Annotated in this window: 19 protein-coding genes; 12 read left to right on the top strand and 7 right to left on the bottom strand. The window is 74.8% G+C overall.

What is annotated here, in order from left to right; translation table 11 throughout:
• The first annotated feature begins 944 nt into the window (after positions 1-944).
• From pdxR to ACZ7G1_RS35245, 5 genes are all read left to right on the top strand, one after another.
• A complete protein-coding gene (gene pdxR, locus ACZ7G1_RS35265) occupies positions 945-2384 on the top strand; it encodes a MocR-like pyridoxine biosynthesis transcription factor PdxR (protein ID WP_470878996.1) in 1440 nt (479 codons plus the stop codon).
• Positions 2385-2594: 210 nt separating this feature from the next.
• Positions 2595-4184, top strand: coding sequence for an alkaline phosphatase D family protein (locus ACZ7G1_RS35260; RefSeq protein ID WP_470878997.1), 1590 nt, complete (start codon positions 2595-2597; stop codon positions 4182-4184).
• A gap of 80 nt (positions 4185-4264) precedes the next feature.
• The gene (locus ACZ7G1_RS35255; protein ID WP_470878999.1) at positions 4265-5653 is read left to right on the top strand and encodes an SWIM zinc finger family protein; all 1389 of its coding nucleotides are present in this window, start codon (positions 4265-4267) and stop codon (positions 5651-5653) included.
• A gap of 89 nt (positions 5654-5742) precedes the next feature.
• Positions 5743-8409, top strand: coding sequence for a DUF7824 domain-containing protein (locus ACZ7G1_RS35250; RefSeq protein ID WP_470879001.1), 2667 nt, complete (start codon positions 5743-5745; stop codon positions 8407-8409).
• A gap of 88 nt (positions 8410-8497) precedes the next feature.
• On the top strand, positions 8498-10270 hold the full coding sequence (locus ACZ7G1_RS35245; RefSeq protein ID WP_470879002.1) for a GNAT family N-acetyltransferase: 1773 nt from the start codon (positions 8498-8500) through the stop codon (positions 10268-10270).
• On the opposite strand, the gene ACZ7G1_RS35240 is transcribed toward ACZ7G1_RS35245, so the two are convergent.
• Entirely contained in the window at positions 10182-11408 is a 1227-nt protein-coding gene (locus tag ACZ7G1_RS35240; RefSeq protein ID WP_470879003.1) for a trans-sulfuration enzyme family protein, read from the bottom strand. The two genes, ACZ7G1_RS35245 and ACZ7G1_RS35240, sit on opposite strands and share 89 nt — an antisense overlap.
• 59 nt (positions 11409-11467) lie before the next feature.
• Here ACZ7G1_RS35240 and ACZ7G1_RS35235 point away from each other — a divergent pair, with 59 nt between their 5' ends.
• The 3 genes from ACZ7G1_RS35235 (at position 11468) to ACZ7G1_RS35225 (ending at position 14254) form a co-directional block, all read left to right on the top strand.
• Complete coding sequence (locus ACZ7G1_RS35235) at positions 11468-11965, top strand: Lrp/AsnC family transcriptional regulator (RefSeq protein WP_470879004.1); 498 nt, start codon at positions 11468-11470, stop codon at positions 11963-11965.
• Positions 11966-12014: 49 nt separating this feature from the next.
• Positions 12015-13718 (top strand): DUF885 domain-containing protein, encoded by a 1704-nt coding sequence (locus ACZ7G1_RS35230; RefSeq protein WP_470879005.1) that lies wholly within the window; start codon positions 12015-12017, stop codon positions 13716-13718.
• Positions 13719-13804: 86 nt separating this feature from the next.
• A complete protein-coding gene (locus tag ACZ7G1_RS35225; protein WP_470879006.1) occupies positions 13805-14254 on the top strand; it encodes an Lrp/AsnC family transcriptional regulator in 450 nt (149 codons plus the stop codon).
• On the opposite strand, the gene ACZ7G1_RS35220 is transcribed toward ACZ7G1_RS35225, so the two are convergent.
• The 4 genes from ACZ7G1_RS35220 to ACZ7G1_RS35205 all read right to left on the bottom strand — a co-directional run bounded on the left by ACZ7G1_RS35220 (position 14244) and on the right by ACZ7G1_RS35205 (position 20723).
• Positions 14244-17354: an AAA family ATPase gene (locus ACZ7G1_RS35220; protein ID WP_470879007.1), complete on the bottom strand. Its 3111-nt coding sequence runs from the start codon at positions 17352-17354 to the stop codon at positions 14244-14246. The genes ACZ7G1_RS35225 and ACZ7G1_RS35220 overlap by 11 nt on opposite strands.
• A complete protein-coding gene (locus ACZ7G1_RS35215; protein ID WP_470879008.1) occupies positions 17351-18520 on the bottom strand; it encodes an exonuclease SbcCD subunit D in 1170 nt (389 codons plus the stop codon). The genes ACZ7G1_RS35220 and ACZ7G1_RS35215 overlap by 4 nt, the downstream gene beginning before the upstream one ends.
• A gap of 208 nt (positions 18521-18728) precedes the next feature.
• Entirely contained in the window at positions 18729-19355 is a 627-nt protein-coding gene (locus ACZ7G1_RS35210; RefSeq protein ID WP_470879009.1) for a YigZ family protein, read from the bottom strand.
• A 9-nt stretch (positions 19356-19364) separates the two neighbouring features.
• On the bottom strand, positions 19365-20723 hold the full coding sequence (locus ACZ7G1_RS35205) for a PucR family transcriptional regulator (RefSeq protein WP_470879010.1): 1359 nt from the start codon (positions 20721-20723) through the stop codon (positions 19365-19367).
• 223 nt (positions 20724-20946) lie between these two features.
• Between ACZ7G1_RS35205 and ACZ7G1_RS35200 the strand changes: the two genes are divergently transcribed.
• The 3 genes from ACZ7G1_RS35200 (at position 20947) to ACZ7G1_RS35190 (ending at position 24486) form a co-directional block, all read left to right on the top strand.
• Positions 20947-22470, top strand: a complete 1524-nt coding sequence (locus ACZ7G1_RS35200; RefSeq protein ID WP_470879011.1) for a long-chain-fatty-acid--CoA ligase — start codon at positions 20947-20949, stop codon at positions 22468-22470.
• A gap of 15 nt (positions 22471-22485) precedes the next feature.
• Positions 22486-23967 carry a carboxylesterase/lipase family protein gene (locus tag ACZ7G1_RS35195; protein WP_470879012.1) on the top strand — a complete coding sequence of 494 codons (1482 nt, stop codon included), beginning with the start codon at positions 22486-22488 and terminating at the stop codon, positions 23965-23967.
• Positions 23968-24036: 69 nt separating this feature from the next.
• On the top strand, positions 24037-24486 hold the full coding sequence (locus tag ACZ7G1_RS35190; RefSeq protein WP_470879013.1) for a CoA-binding protein: 450 nt from the start codon (positions 24037-24039) through the stop codon (positions 24484-24486).
• A gap of 45 nt (positions 24487-24531) precedes the next feature.
• Here ACZ7G1_RS35190 and ACZ7G1_RS35185 read toward each other — a convergent pair whose 3' ends face one another.
• Complete coding sequence (locus ACZ7G1_RS35185; protein ID WP_470879015.1) at positions 24532-25095, bottom strand: YbaK/EbsC family protein; 564 nt, start codon at positions 25093-25095, stop codon at positions 24532-24534.
• A gap of 44 nt (positions 25096-25139) precedes the next feature.
• Positions 25140-25712, bottom strand: coding sequence for a helix-turn-helix domain-containing protein (locus ACZ7G1_RS35180; RefSeq protein WP_470879017.1), 573 nt, complete (start codon positions 25710-25712; stop codon positions 25140-25142).
• A 111-nt stretch (positions 25713-25823) separates the two neighbouring features.
• On the opposite strand from ACZ7G1_RS35180, the gene ACZ7G1_RS35175 reads away from it, so the two are divergent.
• Positions 25824-26687 carry an EamA family transporter gene (locus ACZ7G1_RS35175; protein WP_470879018.1) on the top strand — a complete coding sequence of 288 codons (864 nt, stop codon included), beginning with the start codon at positions 25824-25826 and terminating at the stop codon, positions 26685-26687.
• The last annotated feature ends 280 nt before the right edge of the window (positions 26688-26967 follow it).

Here is a 26967-nt window from a genome sequence, read left to right as displayed (position 1 = left end):
GGAGGCATGCCCGACCAGGGCGGCACTGAGAGCGGCGGCGACCGGGATGGCACCCGTATAGAGAGTGGCCCTCTCCATACCGATCCGCTGGACGCCCATGTAGAAGAGGACGAACCCGACGACGGTGGCCAGCACCGCCTGCCAGACGAGCGCGCCCGTCTCCACGCCGGTCGGCATCCTGACGAATCCGGCACCGTCCACGACGACGCCCACCAGCGCCGCCTCCACCGCGCCCACCCCGCACACGGCCGCGGTCAGCAGCTTCGGCCCGAGCAGCCGCAGGACCGGCACCGCGAGCACCGTGAACCCCACCTCCCCGGCGAGCGCCATCACCGACCAGCCGATGCCCGCCAGGTCCGTCCGGCCCCAGCCCTGCACGGTGAAGGCGCCCGCGGCGACGAGCAGCGCCCCGTACAGCACGGCCGGGGCGGGCCTCCGCCCCTCGGTCAGCGGGACCAGGACGGCGACCACGACCGGGGCACACCCCACCAGGACACCGGGAACGGCCGGTTCGGCGGTCCGCTCGGCGGCGAGCACCGCGAGGTTGAACCCCACCATGCCGACGCCCGCGAGGGAGGCCAGGCGCACCCAGTGACGTGCGGTCAGCAGCCGGAGCGGCGCCAGTCCGCCACGGCCGAGCAGCGGGAGCAGCAGGAGGCAGGCGGCGCCGTAGCGCAACGCCTGCCCGCCCGCGTACGGATAGGCGCCGAGCAGGCTGTTCGCGGTGAAGGAGGCGCCGACGAGGGCGTAGGCGAGGGCGACGAGCAGCACCCCACGCAACGAGTTCGCGTTCATGCTCCCGACGTTAGGAAGCGGCGCGGCCCCCGTGGAGGTCCACTTCCGGGCCGCCATCGGGGACCACTTTCGCTCGCGCCACGGCATACTCGGGTCGACCGACGACGGGGGGCGAAGAGATCGTGCGGGACGAAGGGCCGCGGCCCGGGATGACTCAGTCACGAGAGGGTGCCGTTCCCGACGGCGACACCCCCGGGCAGCCCGCCTGGGAGCTGCTGCTCCCGGCAGCCGCCGCCCCGGCGCGCCGGCGCGGCCGGGCGCTCCAGGAGGCGCTGCGCGAGGCCGTGCGGGCGGGGCGTCTCGCGTCCGGGACCAGGCTGCCGTCGACGCGGGAGCTCGCCGCCGATCTGGGTGTCTCGCGGGGGCTGGTGACGGAGGCGTACGAGCAGCTGACCGCCGAGGGGTACCTGCGCAGCGACCGCGGTGCGGGGACGTGGGTGAGCGGGGCGGCCAGGGCGGCCGTGCACGCGGGGCGCGACCTGGCGCCGGGGGCGCCGGGTATGCGGGTGGACTTCCGGCCGGGGACCCCTGATCTGTCGCTGTTCCCGAGGGCCGGCTGGGGCGCGGCCCAGCGGTCCGTCCTCGCGCTCCTGGCGCACGGATCGCTCGGCTACCCCGATCCGCGCGGGCTGCCCGCCCTGCGCGAGGCACTGGCCGGGATGCTGGCGCGCCGGCGGGGTGTGGTGGCCGACCCGGAGCGGCTCGTGGTCTGTTCGGGGGTGGCGCAGGCGTCGACCCTGATGGGGTTCGTCCTGCGGGCCCGTGGGCTGAGCGAGATCGGCATCGAGGATCCGGGCAGCCCTGAGCACGGGCGGCTGTTCGCCTCGACCGGCATGGACACGGTGTGGTTGCCGCTGGACGACGAGGGACTGCTGCCGGGTCCGCTCGCCGACTCCGGGGTACGGGCGGTCGTGGTGACGCCCTCGCACCAGTTCCCCTCCGGGATCAGCTGGTCGGCCGAGCGGCGCGGCGCGCTCCTCGACTGGGCGCGGACGGTCGACGGTTACGTCCTCGAGGACGACTACGACGGCGACTTCCGCTACGACCGGGCGCCCGTCGGCGCGCTCCAGGGGCTCGACCCGGAGCGGGTCGCCTACACGAGCTCGGTGAGCAAGTCGCTCGCCCCCGGGCTCCGGCTCGGCTGGATGCTCGTCCCGGCGGAGCTGCTCGACGAGGTGGTCGAACGCAAGCGGACGATGGACCTCGGAAACCCGGTGCTCGACCAGGCGGTCCTCGCCGAGTTCGTGACCCGCGGCGGGTACGACCGGCAGCTCCGCCGCTGCCAACGCGCCTACCGCGAGCGGCGCGACGCCCTTCTCGACGCCCTCGCGGAGCACTTCCCCGGCACCCGCGTGACCGGCATCGCGGCCGGACTCCACGTCATCGCGCGCGTACCGGGTCGCTTCGGCCCGTCCGAGGCGTTCCAGGCCCGTGCGGCCCGGGCCGGGGTGGCCGTACGGCTCCTGGAGGAGTACGGCACTGCGCGCCCCTCGGACGGGGACGTACGGCTCGTCATCGGGTACGCGCACCTGGCGCCCTCGGCGATCGCGACCGGGGTACGGGCGGTGGCGGAGGCGCTCCGGGCGTGAGGCGCGCCGAGGCCGGTCGGTCAGGGCCGGGCACGCGGGCGCGTGGGCGGTGACGGTCCTCGGCCGGCGGCCGGGCGGGGGTACGCGCGCGGGGAGCGGGTGATCTGTTCACGCGGGGTTCATGTGGGCGCCGTTCCCGGCCGTTAGGCATGGGACGGCGTACCACTGACGACGTATCACGATCGCCCGGCGACGACCTCGGAGGCCTCCATGTCCCATTCCGTGCCCGGTTCCCCCACGCCCGCCCGTCGCAGTGTGCTGCGGGGTTCGCTGGCGGCGTCGGCCGCGCTCACGCTCGGCGGCGCGGGACTGGCGGCGCCGGCTTTCGCGCTGTCGGGGCGGCCGGAGGCCGGGTGGGGTGTGCAGACGGGCGATGTCACGTCCCGTTCCGGTCTGGTGTGGGTGCGGTCGGACCGGCCGGCGCGGATGGTCGTCGAGACCTCGGCGACGGAGTCGTTCCGTCGGGTACGGCGGCACCACGGGCCGCTGATCGGCGCGGGCACGGACTTCACGGGCACCACGGCGCTGCGCGGTCTGCCGGCCGGCGAGCAGATCCACTACCGGGTCACGCTCGCCGACCCGGACGATCCGCGCCGGACGTCCGAGCCGGTCCTCGGCACGTTCCGCACGGCGCCGGAGCGACGGCGCGACGGGGTGCGTTTCCTGTGGTCGGGGGACATCGCGGGCCAGGGCTGGGGCATCAACCCGGACATCGGCGGCTTCCGCGCGTACGAGGAGATGCGGCGGCTCGACCCGGACTTCTTCCTGTGCAGCGGCGACTCGGTCTACGCGGACGGGCCCCTCCAGCCGAGCGTGACGCTGCCCGACGGCCGGATCTGGCGGAACGTCACCACGCCGGATAAGTCGAAGGTCGCCGAGACGCTCGACGAGTACCGGGGCAACTTCCGGTACAACCTGCTCGACCACAACGTCCGGGCGTTCCACGCGCAGGTGCCTTCGGTGGTGCAGTGGGACGACCACGAGGTGCGCAACAACTGGTACCCGGGTCAGATCCTGGACGATCCGCGCTACACGGAGAAGGACGTGGACGTCCTCGCCGCGCACGCCCTGCGCGCCTTCGCCGAGTACACGCCGGTCTCCACCCTCCACGCGCGCGGTGAGGGGCGCGAGCGCCGGATGCACCGGGTGGTGCGGTACGGGCCGCTGCTCGACGTGTTCGTCCTCGACATGCGCTCGTACCGCAACGCCAACTCCCCCGGCCGGCAGGCCGACGACACCACCGGCATCCTCGGCGCCGAGCAGCTGGCCTGGCTGAAGCGGGAGCTCGCCGCGTCCACGGCGGTGTGGAAGGTCCTTGCCGCCGACATGCCGCTCGGTCTCGTCGTGCCCGACGGAGCGGCGAACTTCGAGGCGGTCGCGCAGGGCGACCCGGGCGCGCCGCTGGGCCGCGAGCTCCAGATCGCGGAGCTGCTGCGGTTCGTGAAGCACCGCCGTATCACCGGCACGCTGTGGCTCACGGCCGACGTGCACTACACCTCGGCCCAGCACTACGCGCCGGAGCGCGCCGCCTTCCAGGACTTCGCCCCCTTCTGGGAGTTCGTCTCCGGTCCGCTGGCCGCGGGCGGCTTCCCCGCCAACGCGCTCGACGGCACCTTCGGGCCCGAGCGGGTCTTCGTGCGGGCGCCGCAGCGGGCGAACGTCTCGCCGATGGAGAGCCCCCAGTACTTCGGCGAGGTCGACATCGACGGCCACAGCGCCGAACTGACGGTCCGCCTGCGGGCCGAGGGCGGCGCGGTCCTCTTCAGCAAGGTCCTGCGGCCGGGCCTCGTGGGTCAGTGACACCCTCTGTCTCCCAGGTCAGGGGCGGTGTGGAGACCCGGCACGGGTGAGTGTCAGTGCCGGGCCCTACCGTCATTTCCATGACGCGATCCGTACAGGCGCTCGCCTACGCCCGCCCCTCCGCGCTGGAGTCCTCGGACTCCGGCCGGCGGCTCGGCCTGGAGACGGCGGGGGGCCGCACCCCCACGGGGGCCGTGGCCCGTCCCCGGTTCTTCGCCGGGTTCCTGGCCGCGCCGCAGGCCGCCGCCAGAGGGCTGCTCGCGGTGGCCGACGTGGCCGCGGCCCGCTACGACCGGCGGCCACGGCCGGGTTCGAGGGACCCGGTGGTGACCGGGAACGGGGACCGGCTGCGCTTCGAGTCGTTCTCCGGCTGCGGTGGGGTGTACGCGCGCCTTGACGTCCTCGACGAGGGACTCGGGGGTACGGAGACGGGGCACGGCACCACGAACGTCGACGTGAACGCCCCTCTGCGCGAGGCGCTGTCGCGGTTGACCGGGGACGAGCCGCTGCATCTGCGGGTCGGTCCTGAGGAGTTGGCGGTGACCACCCTCACCGGGTCGGTCGTCGAGAAGAAGGTCCCGCTGCCGGACCGCTGGCTGCGGGGGTTCGCCGAGGCGCAGGTCGCGTCGGCCCGGTTCGACCTGCGGGCCGAGCTCGCCGGCCCTGAGGCCGTCCGCTTCCTGCGCTCGCTGCCCCGCCCGGGGGGACGTGGGCGCGGCCCGCTGTGGATCGTGCCGGCGGGCCGGGCCCTGCGTCCGACGAGCCGGCCGGGGCCGGGTGCCGTCTGTCTGGCCGGGCCCGAGCGGCTCGTCACGCTGGAGCGCGTCCTGCGGCACGCGACGGGGCTGCGGGTGTACGGGCCGGCGCCGGACGGCACGGCGGCCACGGCGAGCGCCTGGGAGGTGACCCTGCCGGGCATGCGGCTCACCCTGACGCTCTCGCCCGACCCAGTGCGGGGCTTCTCCGGCGAGGGCGGCGTCCTTGAGGCCCTGGCGACGGACGAGGCCGCCCAGGACGCGGAACTGATCGCGATGCTCCTGGCCTGGGAGCCGCGCGTCGACCCGGCGGACCTCGCGGCACGGGCCGGACTCACGGTCGAGCGGACACGCGCGGCGCTGATCCGGCTCGGCACGGCCGGTCGGGTGGGGTACGACGTGGCGGACGCCTCCTACTTCCACCGCGAACTCCCCTACGACGCCGACCGCGCCGAGCGTCACCACCCACGCCTGGTCGACGCCCGGCGGCTGGTGGCGGACGGCGCCGTGGAACTCGACGGCGCCATGGAACTCGACGGCTCCCTGGCGACCGTGGCCTCGGGCGAACGGCGCTACCGGGTCCGGGAATCCGACGGGGTGCTGAGCTGCACCTGCCGCTGGTGGGCCGACCACCAGGGGCGACGCGGCCCGTGCAAGCACGCGCTCGCGGTGCGGATGGTCCGGCGCGGGGCGACGGAGGGACGAGGCCGGTGACGGGCGGCGGGGTGGGATCGCGAGGGACGGAACGGCGGGATCCGGAGAAGACCCGGGGAACGGCGAGGGGCGAGGGAAGGGACGACGTCATGGGGATCGAGAAGGTCGTCGAGGCCGTGCGGGCGGGCCGCGCCGAGGCGGTGCCCACGCTGCTCGAACCGCTCGGGGCGGGCGAGCGGAAGACGGTTCTCGCGCGGTTGAAGGCGCTGCGCACCGAGGTACGCGGCTGGGCGGGGGCGCGGGAGCGGGAGGCGGCGGAGGTGCGGCGCGCGCTGTACGTCGCGGGGGCCGGCTGCCATTCGGGGGCGTCGGCAGTGGCGACCTGGCTCGGCGGGCGTGACCTGCTGGCCTGGCGGTCGCCGGACGGCGGTCTGGTGCTGCGGGTGGTCGCCGAGCGGGATCCGGAGTGGCAGGCGGAGCTGGCGGAGCGCCTGGCCGCGCGGCCGGCCGTCGCGGAGCACAGCTACGGGCTGATCCGTGGCCTGGTGGAGCGGTCGGGCTGTCCGGTGCCGGCGTCCGACGGCTATGTGCGGGCGTGGGCGCACGAGGTCACGCCCGGCAGCCGGTGGCTGCGGAGGAAGGGCGACGGCGCGTCCCCGCTCCTGGAGCGGCTGCGGGCCGATCCGCAGACGCCCGCGCTGCTGGTGCACGCCCTGGCGATGCCGGAACCCCCCGAGCAGGTGACCTGGACGCTCGAGGCCGACTCCCAGCGGCACTGGCCGACGGCGGTCGCGACACTCGTCGGGGAGGGTGTGGTGGAGCGGTCCGCGGTCGTGGACGCCGCCGTGTCCCGGCTGTTGCGGGGCGGTCGGCTGCACGACCTGCGGTTCCCGCTGGAGGTGCTGCGGCTGGTCGAGCCGACCGGGGAGGAGTTCCGGGAGCGGGTCGCGGACCTGATCGGGATCGCGGCGGACGCCCCGTCGCCGGTGGCCGGATACGCGCAGGAGGCGCTGGCGGGTCTCGCGGCGGACGGCGAGCTGTCGGCCGATGCGCTGGCCGAGCTGACGGCCGCGGTGCTGTTCCGTACCGAGAAGAAGCTGGTGCAGGCGCAACTGGTCCTCGTCGGCAAGGTGCTCGCGCGGGACGCGGGCGCGGCCGGGATGCTGCTGCCCGCCGTGGCGGAGTTGTTCGGGCACGAGGACACCGCGCTCCAGGGGCGGGCGCTGAAGCTGGTGGGCCGCCATCTGCCGGCGGTCGAGGACTCCGTACGGGATGAACTGGCGGACCGGGCCGGGCTGCTCGGCCCGACGCACCGGCAGGCGGCCGCGGAGCTGTTCGGGGAGGTCACGGCGGCGGAGGGCGGTGGGCCTTACGAGGAGATCCTGCCGCCCGTGCCCGTACCCCGTCCGGTCGGGCCGCCGGCGACGACGGTGGAGGCGCTGGTGGAGGAGCTGCTCGCGAAGGGGGTGGAGGACGATCCGGTGCGGTTCGAGCGGGCCCTCGACGGGCTGGTGCGGCAGGCGCACCGGGACCGGGAGGGCGTGGCGCGGGCGGTGCGGGAGGCGTTCACCGTCACGGACTGGCAGGCGCCGCACCACTTCACGTACTCCTCCCATGGGCTCCACTCGGTCCTGGCGGGGCTGCTCGGCCTGGTGGAGCGCTCGTGGATCGAGGACCGCCTGGAGCGGGGCGGGCGGACGCCGGAGTGTCTGCATCAGGCGCTGACCGAGGTCAGGGACTCCCGGTTGTGGGAGGCGGCCGCGCTGATCGGCACGGACGCGCTCCCGTTGCTGCTCGCGGCGCCCACCCTGGACACCGGGGCCGTCGAGCCGCTCGTGCTCGTGGAGCGGCTGCGGGCCTATCGGGACGCGGGCGTGGAGCCCGCCCCCGCCGACCTGGCGCAGGCGCTGCTGAGGGTGCTGCGGGCCGGGCCGGAGGCCGGGAGGGCCGAGGCGGAGGCGGAGGCGCTCGGCACTCCGGCCGGGCGGCGGCTCGCCGCGTGGCTGCGGGCCGAGGAGCCGGTGGCGGCGAGCGTGCGGTTCGTCCCGAAGGAGGAGGACCGGACGCTGATGAGGTGGTCGGTGAGACAGCGGATGGTGATCGACATCGCCGACCGTGCCGTGGTGCGGGAGGAGTTCGCGCCGGCCTTCCGGTGGCTCGGCGGCACGATGGAGGCGACGCCCCGCACGTGTTCCCACTGGGTCGAGGGCCGTGAGCACTGGGCCTTCGTCCTGCCGGCCGACCGTGAGGTCCTCGCGGCCTGCCTCCTTCCCTCACTGGCGTCGTCGATCGGCGGCACGCGGGAGACGACCGAGCCGCTGACCGGGACGGCCGAGGGCGAGGGCCGGGTCGGGCGGGCCGTCGCCCTCGCCGTGGCGCTCGCCCTGGGCGTCGGGAACGCGGACGACAGGCTGCGGGCGGTGGACGCCCTCCTCGTGCTCGCGGCCCGCGGCGATCTCGACCCGCGTCTGGTGGGCGAGCAGCTGGGGTGGCTGCTCACCGACGGCATGGCCCTGCCGAACCGGCTCGCGGACGCGGCCAGGACGGCGGCGGCCAGTGGCGCCTACAGAACGGTCTGGTCGGTCCTCGGCGCCGCGCTCCCCGAGCCGCTGGCCGCCGAGAAGCCGGTGCGGGGGCTCGGGGAGGTGCTCGCCGTGGCAGCCGACTGCGTGGAGCGCTCCGGGCCCGGCGAGGTGCCCGAGGGCCTGGAAACGCTGGCGGCGCGGCGTGGCGCCACCCAGCTCGTCACCCAGGCGAAGCGCCTGCTGGACGCACTCCGCCAGGGGACCGATCAGACCACGACGGAAACGGTCTGAATCGGTCGTTAGGCCACCAGATCGCCGCTTAACCCGTCAGTCACAAAGCGTTCGTGATCACGCAACACCGCTGGGTCACAGTGAGGACATGACCGATGTGACGTCTTCGAAGAGCACCCGCCGCCCGCACCACTGGCGGCACGACCTGATCGAGCTCGCCGCGCTGTTCACCGCCGTGGTGGTGGCCGACACGATCGCCAAGACCATCGCCAAGGGCCCGGACGGCCCCTACCTCCTGGTGTTCTCGGCCATCGCCCTGGTCGCCACCGCCGCCTTCCACACCTGGTGGGCCCGGCGACACGGCCATGCCAGCCATGCCCCGCCCGGCGGTGACCCGGACGGTGTCACCGCCGGGCACTCCGCCACGGCCCCGTCGGCCGGCCGGCGCCCCCGCCGACGCTTCGGCCTCAAGGGCAGGCGGAGCCGCACCGAGGCGACGGGCACGTACGGCGCGACCGGCGCGGCCGCAGCCGCCGGAACGTCCGGACCGGCCGGTACCACCGGAGCAGCCGGACCGGCCGGTCCGACCCGGGCGGCCGGTACCACCGGAGCGGCCGATCCGGCCGGTGCGGCCGGTACCGCCGGGCTGACCGGTACGACCGGTACCGCCGGTGCTGCCGGTACCACCGGTGCGGCCGGTGCCGCCGGTGCGGCCGGTGCCGCCGGTACCACCGGTGCGGCCGGTGCCGCCGGTACCGGCGCGTCCGGCGCGGCCGGCGCCCCGGACGCTTCGTCCGCGCCCGTCGAGACGGCCCTGTGGCGGATGCGGACGACCGTCGCGGACGAGCCCGGAAGTCTCGCCGCGCTGTGCACGGTGCTGGCGCGGCTGGGTGTGGACATCCTGACGCTGCAGACGCATCCGCTGGCGGACGGCACGGTCGACGAGTTCCTGCTGCGGGCCCCGGCGGGGCTGTCCGGGCAGGACCTGGCGCGGGAGATCGCGGCGGGCGGTGGGCGCGACACGTGGACCGAGCGGGCCGACGCCCACGACCTGGTGGACACGCCCACCCGGGTGCTGGGGCTGGCGACCCGTACCGCGCTCGACGCGGCGGAGCTTCCGCTCGCGCTGCGCCAGCTGCTCGGGCGCTGCACGCTGCACTCGATCCCGGCCGTCTCGCTGACCGGCCGGCCGATCGGCGAACAGGCCCCGGTCGAGGGGGTCCTGGAGGAGACGGTGATGCGGCTGCGCGACCCGCACGGGGGCACGCTGCTCGTCGAGCGGCCCTATCTGCCGTTCACTCCCACCGAGTTCGCCCGGGCCCGCGCGCTCGTGGAGCTCGACGCGCGGCTGGGGCCGCGGCTGCCGCGGAGCCAGGACGTGCTGACCCTGCCCGAGGGCAACGAGATCACCGTCCGCCGCGCCGACCAGCGCGACCTGGCCGCCGCGCGCGCCATGCACGACCGCTGCTCGGCCCGCACGCTCGGGCTGCGCTACCACGGCCCGGTGGGCGACGCCGACCGCTATCTCGACCATCTGCTCAGCCCCCGCTTCGGACGCACCCTCGCCGTGCAGACGGCCTCCGGCCGGCTCGTCGCCCTCGGCCACCTGCTGTGGGACGGCGACGAGACGGAGGTCGCGCTCCTCGTCGAGGACGACTGGCAGCGCCGCGGCATCGGCTCGGAGCTCCTCGGCCGGCTGGTGAAGCTGGCCGAGGAGGCCGGCTGCGCGAGCGTCTACGCCGTGACGCAGTCCTCCAACACCGGGATGGTGGCCGCGATGCGGGCGCTGAACCTCCCCCTCGACTACCAGATCGAGGAGGGCACCCTGGTGATCACCGCCCGGCTGGCCGCGGCGCCCCGGCCGGCCGGCCGGACCCCGCAGGAGCAGTGGCACGAGGGGGTCCGGCGGTCGGGGCGCTGAGCGCCTGGGTCAGATCCCGCCACAGATCCTCGACGTCCTCGAGACCGACCGACATCCGCAGCAGCCGGTCGCTGACGCCCGCCGAGCGCCGGTCTCCCTCGGCCACGATCCGGTGGCTGATGGAGGCCGGGTGCTGGATGAGGGTGTCGACGCTGCCGAGGCTGACCGCCGGGGTGATGAGCCGTACCCCGGCGATGACCTCGTGGGGCTCGCCGTACACCTCGAAGGCGATCATCGCGCCGCCGACGCGGGGGTAGTGGACCCGGGCGATCCGGGGGTCGGTGGTGAGCCGCCGTACGAGCTCCGCCGCGGAGGCGGACGCCGCCCGTACCCGTACCGGCAGGGTCGACAGACCGCGGAGGAGCAGATAGCCGGCGAGCGGGTGGAGCACGCCGCCGGTGGCGAAGCGGATCTGGCGGAGCGTACGGGCGAACTCCTCGTCGCAGGCCACGACGCCGCCCATGACGTCGCCGTGGCCGCCGAGGTACTTGGTGGCGCTGTGCAGGACGACGCGGGCGCCCTGTTCGACGGGCCGCTGGAGCACCGGGGTGGCGAAGGTGTTGTCGACGAGGAGCGGCACGGTGCCGCAGGAGTGGGCGAGGGCCCGGATGTCGGCCTCGGCGAGGGTCGGGTTGGCGGGCGTCTCCACCATGACGAGGCCGGTGTCGGGCCGGATCGCGGCCGCGACGCCCGCCGGGTCGGTCCAGGTCACCTCGGTGCCGAGCAGTCCGGCGTCGAGGAGGTGGTCGCTGCAGCCGTAGAGCGGGCGGACCGCGACCACATGGCGCAGGCCCTGGCTCGCCCGGGCGAGGAGGACGGCGGAGAGAGCGGCCATGCCGCTGGCAAAGGCGACGGCGGCCTCGGCGCCCTCCAGGCGGGCGAGCGCCTCCTCGAAGCGGGCGACGGTGGGGTTGTCGAGCCGGGCATAGACCGGCGGCCCGTCGAGGCGGGCGCCGGTGGCGGCGAACTCGTCGATCCGGGCGGCCTCGGCCCGGGCGTCGTACGACGGGTAGGTGGTGGAAAGGTCGATCGGCGGGGCGTGCAGCCCGAGTCCGGCGAGGTCGTCGCGGCCGGCGTGCACGGCTTCGGTGGCGAGGGCCCTCGGGGTGGCCGAGGGGCCGTAGTCCATGGCGTCCATGGCGGAACTGTGCGCGGATACCGGGAAGTAGCGAAAAATCGCCGTGCTACGTTCGCCCGATGGCCGATTCTGTCGTACTGGACGCGGTCGATCTGCACATTCTTCGCCTGTTGCAGAACGACGCCCGGAGCACCTACCGCGAACTCGCCGCGGATGTCGGCGTGGCGCCCTCGACCTGCCTGGACCGAGTGGCCCGATTGCGCCGCACGGGCGTGATCCTCGGACACCAGCTACGACTGGATCCGGCCAAACTCGGCCGTGGTCTCGAAGCACTGCTTCTCGTCCAGGTCCGCCCCCACCGGCGGGAATTGATCGGCCCGTTCGTCGACCGGATCCGGGCGCTGCCGGAGACCCGGGCCCTCTTCCACCTGACGGGGCCCGACGACTATCTGGTGCACGTGGCCGTCCCGGACCCCGCCGACCTGCAACGACTTGTTCTCGACGCGTTCACCTCGCGCCGCGAGGTCGCCCGCGTCGAGACCCGGCTGATCTTCCAGCAGTGGGAGTGCGGCCCGCTCCTGCCGCCCGGTCCGAGCCCCTCCTTGTCAGCCGACTGAGGCCGGGCCAGGGTGACGCGGGCATGCCGGAGGCATCAGGATGGCCCCCATGCCAGAGACTTCCAGCAGCCCGCTGCCCCGCCAGGTCGCCGACGACCACGTCGACGCACTCATCGCCCTCGACCCGATCACCGGAACGTACCTGGGAGTCAAGGAGAGCGCCGGACTGCTGCCCGACTTCTCGCCCGCCGGTCAGCGCGCCGTCGCCGACCTCGCGCGCCGCACCCTCGCCCGGCTCGACGAGGCGGAGCGCGTGCCCGGTGCCGACGACGACGCCGAGCGCCGCTGCGCCCGTCTGCTGCGCGAGCGCCTGACGGCCGAACTCGCCGTCCACGAGGCCGACGAGGGCCTCTGCGCGGTCAGCAACATGCGCTCGCCCGCGCACAGCGTCCGCATCGTCTTCACCGTGATGGCGACCGACACCGAGGAGGACTGGACCGCGGTCGCCTCCCGGCTGCGCGCCGTCCCCGCCGCCCTTGAGGGGTACCGCTCCTCCCTCGAACTCGGCCTCGAGCGCAAGCTCCACGGCGGCCCCCGCCCCACCGCCACCTTCATCGGCCAGCTCACCGAGTGGTCCGGCGGGACGAGCGGACAGCGCGGCTGGTTCGAGGAGTTCGCCACCTCCGGCCCCGACACGCTGCCCGACGCCCTCCGTGCCGAGCTCGCGGCGGCCGGCAAGGAGGCCACCGCGGCCGTCGCGGCGCTGCGGGACTGGATGCGGGACGTGTACGCCCCCGCCGTGGCCGGCGCCCCGGACACGGTGGGCCGTGAGCGCTACCAGCGCTGGACCCGCTTCTTCAACGGCACGGACCTGGACCTCGACCAGGCGTACGCGTACGGCTGGGCCGAGTACCACCGGCTGCTCGCCGAGATGCGGACCGAGGCCGAGCGGATCCTGCCGGGCGCGGGCCCCTGGGAGGCGCTCGCCCACCTCGACGAGCACGGCACGCACATCGAGGGCACGGAGGAGGTCCGCGTCTGGCTCCAGGAGCTCATGGACGAGGCCATCGAGGCGCTCGACGGCACCCACTTCGAACTCGCCGACCGCGTGCGGCGGGTGGAGTCCCGGATCGCCCCGCCGGGCGGGGCCGCGGCCCCGTACTACACGGGCCCGTCCGAGGACTTCTCGCGCCCCGGCCGCACCTGGCTCCCGGTCGACGGCACCACCCGCTTCCCGGTGTACGACCTGGTCTCGACCTGGTACCACGAGGGCGTGCCGGGCCACCACCTGCAGATCGCGCAGTGGGTGCACGTGGCCGACCGGCTCTCCCGCTACCAGGCGACCCTCGGCAAGGTCAGCGCCAACGCGGAGGGCTGGGCGCTGTACGCCGAGCGCCTGATGGACGAGCTCGGGTTCCTGCCCGACGCCGAGCGGCGCCTCGGTTATCTCGACGGCCAGATGATGCGCGCCTGTCGGGTGATCGTCGACATCGGCATGCACCTGGCCCTGGAGATCCCGGCCGATTCGCCGTTCCACCCGGGCGAGACCTGGACCCCGGAGCTGGCCCAGGAGTTCTTCCAGCTGCACAGCAGCCGTCCGCCGGCCTTCGTGGAGAGCGAGATGACCCGCTACCTCTCGATGCCGGGCCAGGCGATCGGCTACAAGCTGGGCGAGCGTGCCTGGCTGCTCGGCCGCGCCAACGCGCGGGCGGCGCACGGCGACGCGTTCGACGCGAAGGCCTGGCACATGGCGGCCCTGTCGCAGGGGCCGCTCGGCCTCGACGACCTCGTCGACGAGCTGTCCCGCCTCTGACCGGCCGCCGAGGCGCTCTTTCCGGATCATGAGAATCCCCGGCTGATCACTTGATCGGCCGGGGATTCCCCTGCAGTGTCTGCTTCATGAGCAGCGAATACATCCCGGACGCCACCGACTGGCGGATTCTCCAGGCCCTGCAGGCCGAGGGCCGTGCCAGCTTCGCCGAACTCGCCCGCGCCGTGTCGATGTCGCCGTCCGCGGTGACGGAGCGGGTGCGACGCCTCGAGGAGGCCGGGGTGATCGCCGGGTACACCGCGATCGTGGACCAGGACCGGCTCGGACTGCCCATCCTCGCCTTCGTACGGCTCCGCTATCCGCACGGCAACTACAAGCCGTTCCACGACCTGCTCGACAGCACGCCCGAGGTCCTGGAAGCCCACCACGTCACCGGCGACGACTGTTTCGTCCTCAAGGTCGCCACGCGCTCCATGAAGCACCTGGAGGAGGTCTCCGGGAAGATCGCCACGCTCGGCTCGGTGACGACGAGCGTCGTCTACTCCTCTCCGCTCCCCCGGCGCGCCATCAGCCGCTGAGCGCGTCCCCGCCGGTCCGCAGCCGCACCGCCGAGCCGTCCCGCGCCTTCACGACCTCCAGCTGGGCCGGGATGCGGCGGCGCAGGTCGCCGACGTGGCTGACGATGCCGACGCTGCGGTCGCGCTCGCGCAGCGAGTCGAGGACGTCGAGGACCTCGTCCAGGGTCTGTTCGTCGAGGCTGCCGAAGCCCTCGTCGATGAAGAGGGTGTCGAGCCGGACGCCGCCGGCCTCGTCGGTGACGACGTCGGCGAGACCGAGCGCCAGGGCGAGCGAGGCGAAGAAGGTCTCGCCGCCGGAGAGCGTGGCCGTGTCGCGCTCGTTTCCCGTCCAGGCGTCGACGACGTGCAGCCCGAGGCCGGCCCGCTTGCCGCCCGCGCGGGCGTCGGAGTGGACGAGCGTGTAGCGGCCCGCGGACATGCGCTGGAGGCGGGCGGTCGCGGCGGCGGCGACCTGTTCGAGCCGGGCGGCCAGGACGTACGACTCCAGGCGCATCCGGCGCTCGTTCTCGGCGGAGGTGCCGGCGGTGAGGCCCGCGAGCCGGGCCACCCGGTCGTACTCCTCGCGCAGCGGTCCGAGCCGCCGGACCTCTCGGGCGGCCTGCTCGGACAACTCGGCGAGGCCGGCGGTCCGTTCCCGTGCGGCGGACAGGACGGCTGCGGCCTCGCGGACCGCGCGTTCCGCCGCCGTGTGGGCGGCCTCGGCCGCCGCGGGGTCGGCGGCCGGGAGGGCGGCGGCGGCCGCGGTGCCCGGTTCGGCGAGCCGGTCGGCGACGGCGGCGGCCTCGGCGCGCCAGCCGTCCACGCGCTGCTGGAGGGTGCGGCGCTGTCCCTCGTCGAGCAGGGCGCCCGCGGCCTCCTCCGGGGTCGTGAACCCGGCGCGGTAGGCCGCGTCGGCGAGCCGGTCGTCGGCCTCCTTGAGGCGCTGGGCGGCGAGCTCGGCGTCGCGTACGGTGCCGGCGGCGTCCACCAGGAGGGCGATGCGGCGTTCGAGGAGGGTGGCGTGTTCGGCCACGGTGGCGAACGCGCCGCGCCCCCGGGCGAGTTCCTCGTCGAGCGAGGCCTGCTCACGGTCCAGTGCCTCGCGCCGCGAGGTCCGCGCGGCGACCCGCCGCTCGGTCTCCCGACGCGCGCCGTCCCGCTCCTCGTACTCCCGCTCGGCCCGCGCGAGCGCCTCCCGGGCGCTGTGCGTCTGCCCGGCGAGGGCGTGCGCCTCGGCGTGCAGCCGGGTCAACTCGTCGACCTCGCTAGTGAGTTCGTCGACGGTCGGCTCACACTCGGCGTCCGCGGCCGGCTGGGCAGCGGCTCCGGCCGCCGCTCCGGCCGCCGCTCCGGCCGCCGCTCCGGCCGGGTCTGCGGCGGCCCCCGCCAGGACCTCCGCGCGGGCCGCCGACCAGGCCTCCCGGGTGCCGGCCAGCTCGCGTTCGGCGGCGGTCCGGGCCTCTTCGGCGGCGGTGTACACCGCGTAGGCGGCGTCCTCGGTGGCCCGGTCGACGTGGTCGGCGGTGGTGCGCGCGGGCGCGGGGTGCTCGGTGGAGCCGCAGACCTGGCAGGGGTCGCCGGGGGTGAGGGTGACGGCCAGTTCGGCGGCGATGCCCTCCAGGCGCCGGGACTTGACGTCGAGCCAGGTCTCGTGGGCGGTGTTCCGGTGCTCGCGGGCGTCGGCGAGGCGGGCCTCGGCCGTCCGGGTGGAGTGGGCGAGCGCGTCGCGCCGGCGGGCGGCGGCGAGGCGGCGGCGGGCGGGTTCGAGCCGGCCGGCGAGGTGTTCGGCGCGGGCGGCGGCGTCCGTGGCGGCTTCGACGCGCTCGATGAGGGCGGCGCGGCGGGTGTCCCAGCCGGCGAGCCAGCCGGCCGCGTCCTGGAGGGCGTCCTCGTCGGCCCGCGCCTCCCTGGCGAGCCCGGCGCGCTCCTCGGCGACGACGGCGGCGCGGCGCTCGGCGCGGCGGGCCGCTTCGAGACCGCCGAGGTCCTCGCGCAGGCCGTGTTCGCGGGCCGAGAGCTGTTCGGTCCCGGCGTCGGCGAGGTCGGGGGGCAGCAGGGCGCGGAGCCGGGTGCGGGCGGCGTGCGCGGTGGTGTGCTCGCGCTCGGCGTCCCGGCGCAGGCCGAGGGCGGGCGCCACCCGGTCGGCCTTGAGGCTCCGGTCGAGGGCGGCCTGGTGCCGGTCGCGCTCGGGGGCGAGGGCGGCGAGCCGCTCCTGGCGCCGGAGGGCGTCGGCGTGCCGGGCCTGGCGCGCCGCGAGGTCCTGGGCGGCGTCGAGGGCGGCGCGCGCGGCGGCCTGGCCGGACTCGGCCCGGTGGAACCGTACTCCGGCGATGTCGAGGGCCTCGCGGGACTCGGTGCGGGCGACGGCGGCCCAGGTGAGCGCCGCTTCGGCGAGGCCGGGGTCGCCGGGCCGTCCCTCGACGGGGGTGCGGGCCGCGTCGAGGCCGCTCGCGGCCTGCGTCATGCGGTGGGTGAGGGTGAGCAGCCGCGTGTCGCCCTCCTCCACTTCCTGGAGGGCGGCGCGCCGCAGGTCGGCGAGCCGCTCTTCGACGGCGGCGAACCTGCGGGTGTCGAAGAGGCGCCCGAGGAGCCGTCCGCGTGCTTCGGCGTCGGCGCGCAGGAACTTGGCGAAGTCGCCTTGCGGGAGGAGCACGACCTGGCAGAACTGTTCGCGGCTCATGCCGACGAGCTGGGTGATCTCCTCGCCGATCTCCTGGTGGGAGCGGCTGAGCCCGTTCCATTCGCCGGTGGCGGAGTCGTACTCGCGCAGCCAGGTCTGGGCCTTCTCGGTGGTGAAGCCGCCGCCGCGCTTCTTGGGGCGCTGCTGGGCGGGGCGCCGGGTGATCTCGAGGCGCCGCTCCCCCACGGTCAGTTCGAGGAGGACCTCGGTCGGGGTGCCGACGGGGGCGTGGTCGCTGCGGAGGGTGGTGCCGGGGGTCTGGCGGACGCCGGGGACGGTCCCGTACAGGGCGAAGCAGACGGCGTCGAGGACGGAGGTCTTGCCGGCGCCGGTGGGTCCGTGGAGGAGGAAGAGCCCGGCCGACGAGAGGGCGTCGAAGTCGACGGACTGCGTGGTGCCGAAGGGCCCGAACGCGGTGATCTCCAGGCGGTGCAGCCTCATCGGTCGGCCTCCCGTTCGGCCGTGTCGACCCGTACGTCGTCGAACGCGCCGTACAGGACGGTCCGTTCGGCGCCGTCGAGGGCTGCGCCGCCGCGCACGTGGGCCACGAAGTCCTCCGCGATCTGCTGGTCGCTGCGGTCCCGGAGCCGCTGGGCGTAGGAGCCGCCGGTGTCGTCCCCGGTCCGCTCGGGGTCGAAGACGAGGTGGAGGGTGTGCGGGAACCGCTCGGTGAGCCGGGCCATGGGCTCGGCCGGGCGGGTCGGATCGGTGAGGGTGGCCTCGACCCAGGCCTGCTCGTGCGGGGTGAGCGCGGGGTCGGCGAGCAGGTCGTCGAGCCGCCCCCGGATGCGGGCGAGGGGCCGCGGGACGGGGCAGTCGACGCGTACGGCCTCGGTGATCGCGCCGTCCGCGCCGAGGTCGACGAGCCACATCGTCTTGCGGTGGTCGGCCTCGGAGAAGGAGTAGGCGAGGGGGGAGCCGGAGTAGCGGACGCGCGGGGTGACGGTCTGGCTGCCGTGGAGGTGGCCGAGGGCCACGTAGTCGACGCCGTCGAAGACCCCGCTGGGCACGGCCGCGACGCCGCCGACGGTGATGTCGCGTTCGCTGTCGCTGGGCTCGCCGCCCGCCACGAAGGCGTGCGCGAGGACGACCGAGCGGGTGCCGGCGGGCCGGGTCGCGAGGTCGGCGCGGACCCGGTCCATCGCGGCCGCGAGCACGGCCTCGTGGCCGGCCTTGGCGGCGCCGAGCCGGTCGCGCACGAGGGCGGGTTCCAGGTAGGGCAGGCCGTAGAGCGCGACGTCGCCGTGGGCGTCGGAGAGGACGACGGGGGTGCCGATGCCGTCGGGGTCGGTACGGAGGTGGATGCCGGCCCGCTGGATGAGTCCGGCGCCGACGCCGAGGCGGCGGGCGGAGTCGTGGTTGCCGGAGATCATGACGGTGGGCACCCCGGCCTCGGCGAGGCGGTGCAGGGCGGTGTCGAAGAGCTCGACGGCGGTCAGCGGGGGCACGGCCCGGTCGTAGACGTCCCCGGCGACGAGGACCGCGTCGGCCTGGTGCGCGTGGACCGTCGCCACGAGGTGGTCGAGGAAGGCGGCCTGTGCGTCGAGCAGGCCGACCCGGTGGAAGGACCGGCCGAGATGCCAGTCCGAGGTGTGCAGGAGCCTCACGATGCCGTCCCACCCCGCATGTGTGCCGCTCCTCGCTCGCTCGTTCCCGTCCTGTGCGCCCTCCACGCTATCCCGGCGGACGGGGTGGCCGGGGCCGTCCGGCGCGGGACCACGCCCAGCGGGTGGCGGGCGTCACGTCCCCCGGCCGGCACCGTGCCCACGGGCCGCGGGTCACGCCCGGGTACGCCACCGCGCGCCGTGGCGCGGGTCACGCGTCGCCGTACGCCTCTCCGCCGAGTTCGAGGGTGGCGGTGCCCGCCGTGATGTCGGCCAGCCAGGCGCGGAAGGCGGGGACGTCGGAGTCGGGGAGGCCGATCTCCAGGGTGACGGCGTCGGCGTAGCGGACGTCCCGCACGGCGCGCCCGGTGGCGCGGAGGTCGTTCTCCAGCTTGCCCGCCCGCTGGTGGTCGACGGTGACGGTGGCGAGCCGGAAGCGCTGCCGGGTGACGGTGCCGAGCGCGTCGATGGCCTCGCCGACGACACCGCCGTAGGCGCGGATGAGGCCGCCGGCGCCGAGCTTCACGCCGCCGTAGTAGCGGGTGACGACGGCGGCGACGTACCGCATGTCGCGGCGCAGCAGCATCTGGAGCATGGGGACGCCGGCGGTGCCGCCGGGTTCGCCGTCGTCGCTGGCCTTCTGGACGGAGGCGTCGGCGCCGAGGACGTACGCGAAGCAGTTGTGGGTGGCGGTCGGGTGCTCCTTGCGGACGCGCGCGATGAACTCCTGCGCCTCCCGTTCGTCGGCGACGGGCGCCAGCGCGCAGAGGAAGCGCGAGCGGTTGATCTCGGTCTCGTGGACGCCCTCGTGGGCCGGCGTGCGGTACTGCTCCTGCATCCGGCCAGCCTACGTTCCGTCGGCGTCCCGCTCCCCCGCGGCCGGTACGGGTGCGGCGGCGAGGCCCGCGTACGGCAGGGCGCGCAGGGCGAGGGCCCAGCCGAGGCGGGCGTCGCCGGACTCACTGGAGCGGCCGGTGAGCTCGGCGATGCGGCCGATGCGGTTGAGGACGGTGTTGCGGTGGCAGTAGAGCTCCTCGGCGGCCCGGGAGGCGGAGCAGCCGTGGTCGAGCCAGGCCCGGAGGGTGGTGAGGAGCGCGGCGCGTTCGCCGCCGGTGGCGAGGACGGGCCCGAGGTGGACGGTGACGATCCGCTCGGCGATGTCGGTGCGGCCGCTGAGGAGCACCTCGGCGAGCCGGGCGTCGAAGCCCGCGACCTCGCCGCTGCCGGCCCGCAGGGTGCGGAGGGTCTGTTCGGCGAGCCGCAGGGCGCGGCCGGCCTGGGAGAGCCGATCGAACTCCGGGGAGACGCCGGCGGTCGCGCCGGTCCGCTCGCGCAGGGCCGTGAGGAGGGTGCGTACCGCCGGATCGTCGCCGCCAGGCCCGGTCGCCGGCCGTCCCTGGGGCGTGACCCGGCGGGGCAGCCGGACGATGCCGGCGTACCGCCCCGAGCGGGGCCGCCAGAAGGACCACAGGCCCTGGGCCTCCAGGACGGGGGCGAGGTGCGGCGGCGCGGCCGGGTCCTGGGCGGCGACGACGGCGACGTACCGGTCGACCGGGGGGACGCCGAGCGCGGCGGCGGCGGCCGAGGCGACGGCGGGGTCGTCGGCGCGGCCGTCGAGCAGCGCCTCGAAGAGGGCGACGCGCCGGGTGTCCTGGCGGCTCTGCAGCTCCAGCTGCGCGATCCGATAGGCGTCGGCCATGGCGACCGAGTAGCGGTCGATGGTCTCCCAGACGCCGCTCGCCATGTCGAGTTCGATGTCGCGGCTGTCGGAGGCCCGGCCGGCCCGGACCCTGAGGTGCTCGGCCATCACCTGCCAGAGGACCCGGCCGCCGCGCCGGTAGGCCTGGAGCACGGTGTCGAGCGGCACGCCCTGTTCGGCGCGGCGGCGTCCGGTCTCGCGCGCCGCCCATTCGAAGTCGCCGCCGGTGGCCTGGAGGCCGCCGAAGTCCTCCAGGGCGCGCAGCAGGTTGTCCCGGCAGATCTCCCACAGGTCCTCGCGGGTGACGGGGGCCCCGGAGGCGTACGTGCCCGAGTGGGCGCGGATGTCGTCGACGGCGCGGTCGGTGAGCCGGTCGACGTCGGCGAGCATCGTCGTGGCGAGGGAGCGGCGGAGCGCGCCGGAGCCTCCGGCGCCGCCCAGGGGCGTGTGGCTGCCGCCGGAGCGCGGGCCGGCGGGCTCGCCGGGTGCGGCCGGGCTGTGGGTCATGCGAGGCACGGTAGCGGCGGGATTTGGCGAATGCCACGGGTCGGGCTCGACGGAGGGGCCGCTGCCCAGCCGGGGCGGTCGCATGGTGGGCGTCTGCACATGGTGCGGGGGCGGGGTCGCGGCGGATTCTGTGGCGTGTCGGCCGATGGTCGACGACGCCGTCGTCTCCGCTTCCCGTGAGCGGCGCCCCGGTGTCGTCCCCTCCACGTCCCTGGAGCGTGTCATGTCACTGAGCGTCGCCGGTGTTCTCGGCGAGTCCGCCCGCCACTTCCCCGACCGGATCGCGGTCGTCGAGGGGGCGACCCGGCTCACCTACGGGGAGCTGTGGACGGAGGCGCTGCGCTGCGCCGCGGGGCTGCGGGAGGCCGGGGTGCGGCCGGGTGACCGGCTGGCCGTGCTGCTGCCGAACACGACCGAGTTCCTGCGCGTCTACTACGGGGCCCTCGCGGCCGGTGCGACGGTGGTGCCGGTGCACGCGCTGCTCGTCGCGGACGAGGTGCGGTACGTCCTGGAGCACAGCGGCGCGGTCGGCATCGTCAGCGGCGGGCCGCTGTGGGCGGTGGCCGACGAGGCGGCGCGGGCCGCCGGGGTGCGGGCCTTCCAGGGGGCGCCGTCGGCGGCGGAGCCGCTGTCCGCGCCGGAGCCCGCCGAGGCCTCCGGCACCGCCGTGATCCTCTACACGAGCGGGACGACGGGCCGCCCCAAGGGCGCCCTGCTCACCCATCTCAACATCGTCATGAACGCCTCCGTGACGTCCCAGGACCTGTTGGGTCTGGGCGCCGGGGACGTCGTCCTCGGCTGTCTGCCGCTGTTCCACAGCTACGGCCAGACCTGTGCGATGAACGGCACGCTCCGCCAGGGCGCGACGCTCGTCCTCATGCCCCGCTTCAGCGGCCCCGCGGCGCTGCGGGTGCTCGCCGACGAGGGCGTGACGGTCTTCATGGGCGTGCCGACGATGTACCACGCCCTGGTGGAGGCGGCGGCGGGTTCGGAGCTGCGCCCGGCGGCCCTGCGCGCCGCCGTGTCGGGCGGCGCGGCGCTGCCGGTCGCCGTCCTTGAGCGCTTCGAGGAGGCCTTCGGCACGCAGGTCCTCGAGGGGTACGGCCTGACGGAGACCTCGCCGGTGGCCACCTTCAACCAGCCACACCTGGGCCGCAGGCCGGGGACGGTCGGGCATCCGGTGTGGGGCGTGGAAGTGGGGGTGGCGGACGCGGCCGTCGAGGGCGCGGTCCTGCTGCTCGCGGACGGCGAGGTCGGGGAGGTCGTGGTGCGCGGGCACAACGTCTTCGCCGGGTATCTCGACGACCCGGAGGCGACGGCCGCGGCGCTCGTGGACGGCTGGTTCCGCACCGGCGACCTGGGCGCCCGCGACGAGGACGGTTTCCTGCGGATCGTGGACCGCAAGAAGGACCTGGTGATCCGCGGCGGCTTCAACATCTATCCGCGTGAGGTCGAGGAGGTGCTCGTGCGGCATCCCTCGGTCTCGGAGGTCGCGGTGATCGGCGTCCCCGACGAGGCGAAGGGCGAGGAGGTGTGCGCGGTGGTGGTACGCCGCGAGGGCGCCGCCCCGCTCTCGGAGGACGAGCTCGTCGACTGGTCCCGGGAGCGGCTGGGCCGTCACAAGTACCCCCGGATCGTGCGTTTCGTGGACGCCCTGCCGCTCGGCCCGACCGGCAAGGTTCTCAAACGCGCACTGGTGGCGCGAAGTGAGGTCATTTCCGTACGGTCTAGTCACCATCGCCCTTAGGGAAGGCCTGAGTTGATGTCACAGCACAGCCCCGAGACCCTCGTACGGACCGGCGCTCTGCGCGGCGCCCGGAAGGACGGAGTGGCCGCCTTCCTCGGTATCCCTTACGCGCAGGCCCCCGTGGGGGCGCTGCGGTTCCGCGCGCCGGAGCCGGCCGAGCCCTGGGAGGGTGTCCGGGAGGCCACGGCCTTCGGCCCGACCGCGCCGAAGCGCCCGTACGGCCCGCCGCTCGAAGCGCTGCTCCCCGATCCCGACGTCGCGGGCGACGACTGCCTCAACCTCAATGTGTGGGCGCCGTGGCCCGCCGGCGGCGGAGCCGAAAGCGGTGGTCCCGGCGGAGGCGGGCGTCCGGTGATGGTCTGGATCCACGGCGGGTCGCTGATCCACGGCTCCTCGGCGGTCCCCGTGTACGACGGCACCGCTTTCGCCCGGGACGGCGTCGTCCTCGTCTCGATCAACTACCGGCTCGGCGTCGAGGGGTTCGGGGTCTTCCCCGACGCGCCCGCCAACCTCGGTCTGCGCGACCAGATCGCCGCGCTGACGTGGGTACGGGAGAACATCGCGGCCTTCGGCGGGGACCCGGACCGGATCACCGTGTTCGGCGAGTCGGCCGGCGCGATATCGATCGCCGCCCTGATGGCCTCGCCGCTCGCGAAGGGCCTGTTCCGGCGGGCCGTGATCCAGAGCGGAGCGCCGATCGCCCGGTCGCTTGAGGTCGCCCGGGGGACCACCGCGGCGATCGCCTCGCGGCTCAGGGTGCCCGCGACGGCGGAGGCGTTCGCCGCGGTCGACCCGGACCGGCTGCTCGCGGCGCAGACCGCGGTGTCGGGCAAGGGCAATCCGATCCTGAGCAGGCACACCTTCCACATCGCCATCGACGGAGAGGTGCTGCCTGACCATCCGGGGGACCTGATCGCGGACGGCGCCTCGGCGGACGTGGAGCTGCTGATGGGCACGAACACGGACGAGTACCGGCTGTGGTTCGTGCCGGGCGGGCACACCGAGAAGGTGGGGCCGCTCGGACAGCGGTTCCTGCTCCGGATGGGAAAGATCTCGCCGAGTGTGGCGAAGGTGTACCGGGAGAGCCGGACGCGGGAGAAGCCGGGCGAGGTCCTGGGCGTGCTCGCGGCGGACAAGCTGCTGCGGATCCCGCAGAACAGGTACGCGGACTTCCGGCTGAACGGCGGGGCCGCCGCGACGTATCTGTACGAGTTCGGCTGGCCCTCCCCCGTCCAGAACCTCCGCGCCTGCCACGCGCTCGAAATCGGCTTCGTCTTCGACACGCTCGACCGGCCGGAGACGCGCGCGCTGACGGGCCCGAACGCTCCCCAGGACCTGGCGACCGCGATGCACGCCGCCTGGGTGGCCTTCGCCACGACGGGCGACCCGGGCTGGCGCGCCTGGGACCGGGCCCGGCCCGTCATGACCTTCGGCCCGGGCACTCCGTCCCTGGTAGAGGCCCCGCGCGAGACCGAAAGGCTCGCCTGGGAGGCGTGAGGGAATCACCTCATGGCGCGGTTCGTTCCCTTCGTGGACGGACCGCGCCGAGGAAAGGCAGCACAGACGATGAGCGTCGACACCACGACCACCGGACCGACCGAGCCGACGGCGTACTCCGCGTCCGAGTCGGTGCGGCGGATCCTGACCTCCACCGGCGACACCTGGGCGGTGGTGGGGCTCTCCTCGAACCAGGCGCGGGCCGCGTACGGCGTGGCGGCGGTGCTCCAGCGCTTCGGAAAGCGGATCGTGCCGGTCCACCCGAAGGCGGAGACGGTCCACGGCGAGCAGGGGTACGCGTCCCTGGCCGACATCCCGTTCCCGGTGGACGTCGTCGACGTGTTCGTCAACAGCGAGCAGGCGGGCGGGATCGCCGACGAGGCGGTGGCGATCGGCGCCAAGGCGGTCTGGTTCCAGCTGGACGTGATCGACGAGGACGCCTTCGCCCGGACCCGCGCGGCGGGCCTGGACATGGTCATGGACCGGTGCCCCGCGATCGAGATCCCGCGCCTGGGCTGAGACCCGGTGCCCGGGGCGCCCACCGGCGTCCCGGGCCGTGTCCGGTCAGCCGACGGGGACGCCGAGGCCCTCCAGGACGACCACGCCGGGCAGTTGGGCGAAGGCCTTGCCCGGCAGGATGAGCTTGCCGCGGCGGCTGCCGCTGCCGATCAGGACCCACTCGGTGTCGACGACGGCGGCGTCCACGAGCAGGGGCCAGGCGGCCGGGAGGCCGACGGGGGTGATGCCGCCGTACTCCATGCCGGTCTCGCCGGTCGCCGTGTCCATCGGCGCGAAGGAGGCCTTGCGGGCGCCGAGGTGCTTGCGTACGACCCCGTTGACGTCGACCCGGGTCGCCGACTTCACCACGCACGCGGCGAGGGTGGTGGTCTCGCCCCGCTTTCCGGCGACGACCACGCAGTTGGCGGACGCGTCGAGCAGCTCGGCGCCGTGGTGTTCGACGAAGACGGCGGTGTCGGCGATGGCCGGGTCGGTGTCCACGTACAGCAGCCGGTCGACGGTGACGGGGCCGGCCCAGGAGCGGACGGCGGCGGCGACGGGCGCGGTGAGCAGGTCGAGCCGGTCGGCGGCGGGCCGGGCGTCGGTGAAGTCTCCGATGGGTGCGCGCATGTCCCGCACGCTAACAAGCGGCGCCCCGGGGACGGATGGCCGTCTCAGCGTACGGGCGGGATGGAGACCGCCATCGTCATCTCGGCCGGCTCGTCGCCGTCGTTGCGGTAGACGTGCGCCAGGTTGGCCTCGAAGACGGCGGAGGTGCCGGCGGGCAGGACGTGCTCCTCGCCGTCGACGACGAGGGTGAGGACTCCCGCGGTGACGTGCAGGAGCTCGGTCGTGCCGTCCGGGTGCGGGTCGGAGGCGCTGCCGTCGCCGGGCATGAGGGTCCAGGACCAGAGCTCCAGCGGGCCTCGGGCCTCGGTGCCGACCAGGAGGGTGGTGTGGCTGCCGGTGGGGGTGGACCACATGCGGACGGCCTGCCCGGGCGGGACGAGCCGGACCTGGGGGCCCTGCTCGTAGTCGAGGAGGGTCGTGATGGAGACGCCGAGCGCGTCGGCCAGTTTCACCGTGGTGCCGACGCTGGGGTTCGTCCGGGCCTGTTCGATCTGGATGATCATGCCGCGGCTGACGCCCGCCCGTGCGGCGAGCGCGTCCAGGGTGAAGCCGCGCTCCTTGCGCCAGCGCTTCAGGTTCCGGGCGAGCGACTGCGTGAGCTGATCGAGGTCCGACACATTCCGTCCAATATTTTGGATGACAGAGTTCAATGAACTGAACTACGGTGGGATGCACCCGATTGTTCACTGCACTGTACTGCGTCCTGCCGTACGCGACTGCGAGGATCCATGACCGCCCTGTTCGCCCTGGCCACCAGCCTGCTCTGGGGCCTCGCCGACTTCGGCGGCGGACTGCTCACCCGCCGGATCCCCGCCCTCACGGTCGTCGTGGTCTCTCAGGTCCTCGCGGTCCTGGTGCTCGGCACGATCGTCCTCGCCACCGGCGCCTGGACCGAGGCCGGACCCCAGCTCTGGTACGCGGTCGGGGCCGGCGTCGTCGGCCCGGCCGCCATGCTCGCCTTCTACAAGGCGCTCGCGCTCGGCCCGATGGGCGTCGTCTCCCCGCTCGGCTCGCTCGGCGTGGTCGTCCCCGTCTCCGTCGGCCTGATCGTCGGCGACCGGCCGGGCCTGCTCCAGTTCGCCGGCATCGGCGTGGCGGTCCTCGGCGTCGTCCTCGCGGGCGGCCCCGAGCTGCGCGGCGCACCCGTCCAGCGCCAGGCGGTCCTGCTCACCCTGGTCGCGGCCTTCGGCTTCGGCTCGGTGATGGCGCTGATCGCCGAAGCCTCCACCACGGTCACCGGCCTCTTCCTCGCCCTCTTCGTCCAGCGCGTCACCAACGTCGTGGTGGGCGGCGGCGCCCTGTACGCCTCCGTGCGGCGCGGCGCCCGCGCGCTCCCCGAGGGCGGGGTTCCGGTCATCCGCGCCGCGCTCCCGGCCCTCGCCTTCGTCGGCCTCGCCGACGTCGCCGCCAACGGCACCTACGCGATCGCGGCCCAGCAGGGCCCGGTCAGCCTCGCCGCGGTCCTCGCGAGCCTCTACCCGGTCGTCACCGCGTTCGCGGCCTTCGCGGTCCTCAAGGAGCGCCTCCGCGCGATCCAGGCCGCCGGCGCGCTCCTCGCCCTCGGCGGCACGGTCCTCCTCGTCGCGGCCTGAGGATCACCCCACCCAAACCCCTGCGAGTGACCAAGGTCACACCATCGAACTCTGGCGCTCTCGCTCTCTTCTCTGCCTCTTCCGGCACTCTTCGCGCCTCACCCCGCCATGGCCTGAATCACCCCCTACCCACGGTGTCGCGGAATCGCGCGCCATCCGGCCATCGGCCCCTCCCCAGGGGCACCGGCCGCCCCAGAGGCACCCGCGACCGGCCGTAAAGCGTCCTCCGACGCATGGCCGAGTAACACCCCCTCGCTGCCTCGACCTGTCCTCAACTCGG

Source organism: Streptomyces sp. NPDC037273 (genome assembly GCF_055603625.1).
This window is presented reverse-complemented; position numbering and strand designations above follow the sequence as displayed.

What these genes read in the sequence shown, in the direction of transcription:
- ACZ7G1_RS35230 (WP_470879005.1), top strand. Translation starts at nt 12,015, where the DNA reads ATGCCAGAGACTTCCAGCAGCCCGCTGCCCCGCCAGGTCGCCGACGAC.
- ACZ7G1_RS35255 (WP_470878999.1), top strand. Translation starts at nt 4,265, where the DNA reads ATGACGCGATCCGTACAGGCGCTCGCCTACGCCCGCCCCTCCGCGCTG.
- ACZ7G1_RS35260 (WP_470878997.1), top strand. Translation starts at nt 2,595, where the DNA reads ATGTCCCATTCCGTGCCCGGTTCCCCCACGCCCGCCCGTCGCAGTGTG.
- ACZ7G1_RS35195 (WP_470879012.1), top strand. Translation starts at nt 22,486, where the DNA reads ATGTCACAGCACAGCCCCGAGACCCTCGTACGGACCGGCGCTCTGCGC.
- ACZ7G1_RS35200 (WP_470879011.1), top strand. Translation starts at nt 20,947, where the DNA reads ATGTCACTGAGCGTCGCCGGTGTTCTCGGCGAGTCCGCCCGCCACTTC.
- ACZ7G1_RS35205 (WP_470879010.1), bottom strand. Translation starts at nt 20,723, where the DNA reads ATGACCCACAGCCCGGCCGCACCCGGCGAGCCCGCCGGCCCGCGCTCC.
- ACZ7G1_RS35240 (WP_470879003.1), bottom strand. Translation starts at nt 11,408, where the DNA reads ATGGACGCCATGGACTACGGCCCCTCGGCCACCCCGAGGGCCCTCGCC.
- ACZ7G1_RS35185 (WP_470879015.1), bottom strand. Translation starts at nt 25,095, where the DNA reads ATGCGCGCACCCATCGGAGACTTCACCGACGCCCGGCCCGCCGCCGAC.
- ACZ7G1_RS35190 (WP_470879013.1), top strand. Translation starts at nt 24,037, where the DNA reads ATGAGCGTCGACACCACGACCACCGGACCGACCGAGCCGACGGCGTAC.
- ACZ7G1_RS35245 (WP_470879002.1), top strand. Translation starts at nt 8,498, where the DNA reads ATGACCGATGTGACGTCTTCGAAGAGCACCCGCCGCCCGCACCACTGG.
- ACZ7G1_RS35250 (WP_470879001.1), top strand. Translation starts at nt 5,743, where the DNA reads ATGGGGATCGAGAAGGTCGTCGAGGCCGTGCGGGCGGGCCGCGCCGAG.
- ACZ7G1_RS35210 (WP_470879009.1), bottom strand. Translation starts at nt 19,355, where the DNA reads ATGCAGGAGCAGTACCGCACGCCGGCCCACGAGGGCGTCCACGAGACC.
- ACZ7G1_RS35235 (WP_470879004.1), top strand. Translation starts at nt 11,468, where the DNA reads ATGGCCGATTCTGTCGTACTGGACGCGGTCGATCTGCACATTCTTCGC.
- ACZ7G1_RS35175 (WP_470879018.1), top strand. Translation starts at nt 25,824, where the DNA reads ATGACCGCCCTGTTCGCCCTGGCCACCAGCCTGCTCTGGGGCCTCGCC.
- pdxR (WP_470878996.1), top strand. Translation starts at nt 945, where the DNA reads ATGACTCAGTCACGAGAGGGTGCCGTTCCCGACGGCGACACCCCCGGG.
- ACZ7G1_RS35225 (WP_470879006.1), top strand. Translation starts at nt 13,805, where the DNA reads ATGAGCAGCGAATACATCCCGGACGCCACCGACTGGCGGATTCTCCAG.
- ACZ7G1_RS35220 (WP_470879007.1), bottom strand. Translation starts at nt 17,354, where the DNA reads ATGAGGCTGCACCGCCTGGAGATCACCGCGTTCGGGCCCTTCGGCACC.